Consider the following 5,804-nt stretch of genomic DNA (forward strand, 5'->3'; position numbering starts at 1 on the left):
ATGCACCGGCAGATTCACCGCTTCTTCCCGTTCCTGTACGGCGATCGCTTCTGGCGCTTCTCCGGGCGCACCGACAGCGTGCTGACGCTGGTGCCGCCGCATCACACGATGGGCCCGGTGACCGACTGGATGATCGAGCCGATCTATTGCGGCGCCTATCACGCCTCGTCCAACATCTCGACCTTCTGTCCGGGTCGCGAGTACATGACGCTGAACTTCTCCATGGAGCAGCGACACCTGGAGCGGGTCGACCGCATCGAGCCGCTGATCGCGCGGATCGAGGCCATGGACCTTCCCCAGCCCACGACCCAGGCGCCGGCCGAAGCCGACGCCTGAGGCAGGCGGCGTCAGGCGGCGTCACGCGGCCTGGCGCCCGTAGCGCTGGGCGATCTCCTCGGCCAGCCTGGCGGGGACCTCGGCCAGGTGATCGAAATGCTGCTCGAAGCTGCCGACACCGGCCGTGGCGGAGCGTAGTTCGACGATCAGATCCTGCAGTTCGGATGCCGGCACCAGAGCCCGCACGTCGTCCCAGCCGTCCCAACCCGGCCGGGCGTCCGACCCGACAATGTGACCGCGCCGCCTGGGCAGGATCGCGTTGACCCGGGCGGTGGCGTCGGCGGGACAGTGGACGACCACGTCCATCACCGGTTCGAGCAGCGCCGGGTCGCATTGCGGCATGCCCTCGCGCATGCCGACCTGCGCCGCCTGCCGGAAGGCCATGTCCGAGCTGTCGACGGCGTGATAGGAGCCGTCGGTCAGGGTGACGGCGACATCCACCACGGGGAACCCCAGCGGGCCGCCGGCCGCCAGGTATTCGAGCACCCCCGTCTCGACCGAGGAGATGTACTGCCGCGGCACCACGCCGCCGGTGATGGTCTCGGAAAAGCTGACGCCCTCCCCACGCGCGACCGGCGCGATGGTCAGGACGACGTCGCCGAACTGCCCGTGCCCACCGGACTGCTTCTTGTGGCGCCCCCGGACGCTGGTCGTCCGGCTTATGGTCTCGCGATAGGCGATACGGGGCTGGGTGACCTGCAGCGGGACACCGTAGCGATGCCTCAGACGCTCGGTGACCACCCGCAGGTGCATCTCGCCCAGCCCCTCGAGGATGGTCTCGCCGGTCTCGGCAACGTGGGTGAGACGCAGCGACGGATCCTCTTCGAGCACCTTGGCGAGGGCGGTGGAGAGCCGGACATCGTCCTTGTGTTCCTCGGGCGCGATGGCGATCGCCATCATCGGGTTCGACGCGGGCAGCGGGGCGAGGTCAGGCACGCTGCCGCGGTTCGACAGCGTGTCCCCGGTCCGCGCCGCCTCGACCTTGCCGAGCGCCACCGTATCGCCGGCATGGGCGGTATCGCGCTTGCCGATGTCCTGGCCGACAAGCCGGAAGAGCCCCGAGACCTTGGCCTCGCGGCCATCGGCGGTCCTGAGCAGAGCTCCATCGGCGAGGCTGCCATTGAGCACGCGCGCCACGCAGACCTTGCCGCTGCGCTGCGTCTGCAGGGTCTTGAGCACCTGAACCACCGTCGCATCGCCGTCGGCGAGGGCGAGGCGGGCCCGGGTCTGCGCAACGCCCGGCGCTTCATGCCGCAGCGCCTTGAGCAGGCGGGAGACGCCGTTGCCGTGTTCGGCGGACCCGACGAAGACCGGACAAATCCTGCCGTCGCGCATTTCCTCGACGAGGTCGTGGAAGATCAGGCTCTGCTCGGGCCGGACGTCATCGAGGAGCTTTTCGAGCAGTTCGTCGTCGAAATCGGCGATGGTCTCCAGCATGGCGGTCCGCGCCTCGATCTCGGCGGCCCGTTCCGCATCGGGCATGGCGACCACTTCGCTCTCGGCCCCCTCGTGATAGAGGTGCGCCCGCTCGAGGGCGAGATCGATGCACCCGGCGATGGCGCCGTCGCGGAGCAGCGGCAATTGCCGCAGCACCAGCGGCACGTGGCTCGCCGACTGCAGCATCTGCAGCACGTCGCGGACCGATCCGGCGAGGCGATCGATCTTGTTGAGGAACAGGATGTGCGGCACGCGCCGGGCCTCGAGATCGCGCAGGATCATCTGCAGCGCCGGCACTTTGCGGGTGTCGGCCTCGGCCACCACCACCGCGAGATCGACGCCCGCCAGCACCGGCACGGCCTCGTACTGGAACTCCACCGACCCCGGACAATCGATGAAGGTGTAGCTGTCGCCCATGTAGCTGGTCTCAGCGACGTTCACCTCGACGCTCATGGCGTTGGCGCGCGCTTCGGCGGAGGCATCGCCGACGGTATTGCCGTCCTTGACCCGTCCCTGTCGGCTGACGGCCCCCGTGCGCGCCAGGATCGCCTCGAGCAGCGTCGTCTTGCCGCTCGCGAACGGACCCACAAGCGCTATGCACCGGGGCCCGCCTTGTCTGCCGGTGTCGATTGTCATCTGCTCCTCCTGTTCCTGATTTGTTCGCCTCTAGACGTCCTCCCCGGTGCTGGCGTTCGCACCGGGCGAGGCGCGTCCACGACACGGAGCTTACGCCCATTGCCCAGCTCTGTCCCATGCGGCGAAGCGCCATGCACGAACGTGACTTCCCAAGGTTGGTGCCCGGTGCTAATCACCCTCGCCAACCCGTGAGCCGGCGACGAGTCGATCGCTCTCACGGGCTTCCGTTTTTCTGCGCGACAGAAGGAAGGGCCACCCCTTGGCGAAGATCGTTTCCTCCATCACCGGCGATAGCGCACTGACGTTCGACGACGTGCTGCTGCAGCCCGCGCATTCGGACGTGCTGCCCACCCAGGTCGATATCCGCACACGGGTGACCAAGGACATCTCGCTCAACATCCCGATCCTGAGTTCGGCCATGGACACGGTGACCGAAAGCCGGATGGCCATCGCCATGGCGCAGGCGGGCGGCATGGGCGTGATCCACAAGAACCTCGACATCGCGGTACAGGCCGAGCACGTGCGGGCGGTCAAGAGCTTCGAGAGCGGCATGGTGGTCAACCCGATCACCATCGGCCCCGATGCCAGCCTCGCCGATGCGCTCGCCCTGATGCAGGCCAACCGCATCTCGGGAATCCCGGTGGTCGAGAACGGCGGCAAGGGCGGCCGGCGGCTCGGCCGGCTGGTCGGCATCCTGACCAACCGGGACGTCAGGTTCGCCTCCAATCCGCATCAGCCGATCGCGGAACTGATGACCCGCGAGGGGCTGATCACGGTGCGCGACGGGGTGAGCAAGGACGACGCCAAGCGGCTGCTGCACGCCCATCGCATCGAGAAGCTGCTGGTGGTCGACGACGACGGACGCTGCGTCGGCCTGATCACGGTCAAGGACATCGAGAAGGCGCAGCTCAACCCGCATGCCGTCAAGGATGCGCAGGGGCGGCTGCGCGTGGCGGCGGCGACGGGGGTGGGCGACGCCGGTTTCGAGCGCTCGCTGGCCCTGATCGAGGCCGGCGTCGACCTGCTGGTGGTCGACACCGCCCACGGACACTCCGAGGGCGTGCTGAAGGCCGTCGAGCGGGTGAAGCGGGAGAGCAACTCGACCCGCATCGTCGCCGGCAACGTGGCGACGCGGGAAGCCACCCGGGCGCTGATCGATGCGGGGGCGGACTCGGTGAAGGTCGGCATCGGCCCCGGGTCGATCTGTACCACCCGCATCGTCGCCGGCGTCGGCGTGCCGCAGCTGGCGGCGGTCATGGCCTGCGCGGAAGAGGCCGACCGGCAGGGTGTGCCGGTGATTGCCGACGGCGGCATCAAGTTCTCGGGCGACATGGCCAAGGCGCTGGCCGGCGGAGCCGCCTGCGTGATGGTGGGGTCCCTGCTGGCCGGCACGGACGAGAGCCCGGGCGAGGTCTACCTGTACCAGGGCCGATCCTACAAATCCTACCGCGGCATGGGCTCGGTCGGCGCGATGGCCCGCGGCTCGGCGGACCGGTATTTCCAGCAGGAGGTCAACGACAGCCTGAAGCTGGTGCCGGAGGGCATCGAGGGACAGGTCCCGTACAAGGGCGCCGCCGGCAACGTGCTGCACCAGCTGGCGGGCGGGCTGCGCGCCGCCATGGGCTATACCGGCGCGCACACGCTGCCGGAGTTCCGCGACAATGCTGTGTTCGTGAAGATCTCGGGAGCGGCGCTGTCCGAGAGCCACGTGCACGACGTCTCGATCACGCGCGAGAGTCCCAACTACCGCGGCGGGAACTGAGCTTGCCGCTCGACGCCGCCGCGTACTGGCTGATCGGCGCCATGCTGCTGCAGGGCGCGCTGGCGCTCGGACTCATCTGGTACCTGGGCTTCGTCCGTATCCCGATGATCGTCCGGGGCGAGGTCAGGGTGCGCGAGATCGCGCTCAGCCGGACGGCGTGGCCGGAGCGCGAGAAGCAGGTGTCGAACGCGGTGGACAACCAGTTCCAGCTGCCGGTGCTCTTCCATGTCGCCTGCCTGCTGTCCCTCGCCTTCGGCAGCGGCCCGCTCGAGGTGGTGCTGGCCCTCGCCTTCGTCCTGTCCCGCTACGTCCACGCCTTCATCCACGTGACGAGCAACCATGTGATCCGCCGGTTCTGGGCCTACACGGCCGGACTGGCGCTGCTGTGCGGGCTGTGGCTGGTCCTCGTCGTCCGGCTCGTCCTTGTCGCCACTGGAGCGAAGTGAATGCGCCTGCCCGGACGGATTGCCGCCGCCATCGACGTACTGGCCGACATCGAGGCGCACCGGCGCCCGGTCGCCGAGGCGCTGAAGGCCTGGGGCCTCGCCAACCGGTTTGCCGGCGCCGGCGACCGGGCGGCGATCGGCAATCTCGTCTACGATGCGCTGCGACGTCGCGCCTCGCATGCCTGGGCGATGGGCTCGGACGCGCCGCGGGCGCTGGTGCTCTCGGTCGCGGTCCGCGACTGGGGCGAGCCGATCGACCGGCTCAACGCCAGCTTCGCCGGGGATCGCTTTGCGCCGCCCCAGGTTTCCGACGCCGAGGCGGAGCGCCTGGCCGCGCCGGCGCCGCTCGCCGACGCGCCCGACCATGTTCGCGGCGACGTGCCGGAGTGGACCGTGCCGCATTTCCGGGCGAGCTTCGGCGACGACTGGCTCGAGGAGGCCCGAGGGCTTGCCGGGCGTCCACCGCTCGACCTGCGCGTCAACACGCTCAAATCCAGCCGCGATCGGATGCTGCGCTCGCTCGAGCACCTCGCCCCCGACGTGGAGATGCTGATCCCGAACGGCATCCGCTTTCCGGCCGGCGCCCGCGACAGCCGCACCCCGAACGTCCAGATCGAGGGGGGCTACCTCACCGGTGGCTTCGAGGTGCAGGATTTCGGCAGCCAGATCGTCGCCACCCTGGCAGGGGCGCGCGGCGGCGAGCAGGTGCTCGACCTGTGCGCCGGGGCCGGCGGCAAGACGCTGGCGATGGCCGCCGAGATGCAGAACCGGGGCCAGATCTTCGCCTATGACAGCGACCGGGCCAGGCTGGCCCCGATCTACGATCGCCTGAAGCGAAACGGGGCGCGCAACGTGCAGGTGCGGCCACCCAGGCCCGGGGCGCTCGATGACCTCGTCGGCAAGCTCGACCGGGTGGTGGTCGATGCGCCGTGCACCGGCACGGGGACGTGGCGCCGGCAGCCGACGGCAAAGTGGAAGCTGACGCCGGAACAGGTGGGGGCGCGCGTTGCCGAGCAGCGGCACATCCTCGCCGAGGCGGCCCGCTACCTGCGACCCGGCGGCACGCTGGTCTACATCACCTGCTCGATCCTGAACGAGGAGAATGCGGCGCAGGCCCTGGCCTTCCTCGCGGACAGGCCGGAGTTCACCGCGGTTCCCGGCAATCGGGTGTGGATGGGGCACTTCTC

At 69.4% G+C, this 5,804-nt stretch carries 5 protein-coding genes; 4 read left to right on the top strand and 1 reads right to left on the bottom strand.

From position 1 onward, the window contains the following. Positions 1-336: hypothetical protein (locus ACE3TU_RS18070; RefSeq protein ID WP_374626732.1), on the top strand; the 336-nt coding region annotated here is incomplete at its 5' end. Between the two features lie 21 nt (positions 337-357). Here the strand turns inward: ACE3TU_RS18070 and ACE3TU_RS18075 are convergent. Beyond that, positions 358-2,409 carry an elongation factor G gene (locus tag ACE3TU_RS18075; RefSeq protein WP_374626734.1) on the bottom strand — a complete coding sequence of 684 codons (2,052 nt, stop codon included), beginning with the start codon at positions 2,407-2,409 and terminating at the stop codon, positions 358-360. 259 nt (positions 2,410-2,668) lie between these two features. On the opposite strand from ACE3TU_RS18075, the gene guaB reads away from it, so the two are divergent. The 3 genes from guaB to ACE3TU_RS18090 form a co-directional block, all read left to right on the top strand. Then, a complete protein-coding gene (gene guaB, locus ACE3TU_RS18080; RefSeq protein ID WP_374626736.1) occupies positions 2,669-4,171 on the top strand; it encodes an IMP dehydrogenase in 1,503 nt (500 codons plus the stop codon). Positions 4,172-4,173: 2 nt separating this feature from the next. After that, the gene (locus ACE3TU_RS18085; protein ID WP_374626738.1) at positions 4,174-4,617 is read left to right on the top strand and encodes an MAPEG family protein; all 444 of its coding nucleotides are present in this window, start codon (positions 4,174-4,176) and stop codon (positions 4,615-4,617) included. Further along, the coding region (locus tag ACE3TU_RS18090; protein WP_374626740.1) for an RsmB/NOP family class I SAM-dependent RNA methyltransferase at positions 4,618-5,804 on the top strand (1,187 nt) is incomplete at its 3' end.

This window comes from Devosia sp., assembly GCF_041917035.1.
Lineage (GTDB): Bacteria > Pseudomonadota > Alphaproteobacteria > Rhizobiales > Devosiaceae > Devosia_A.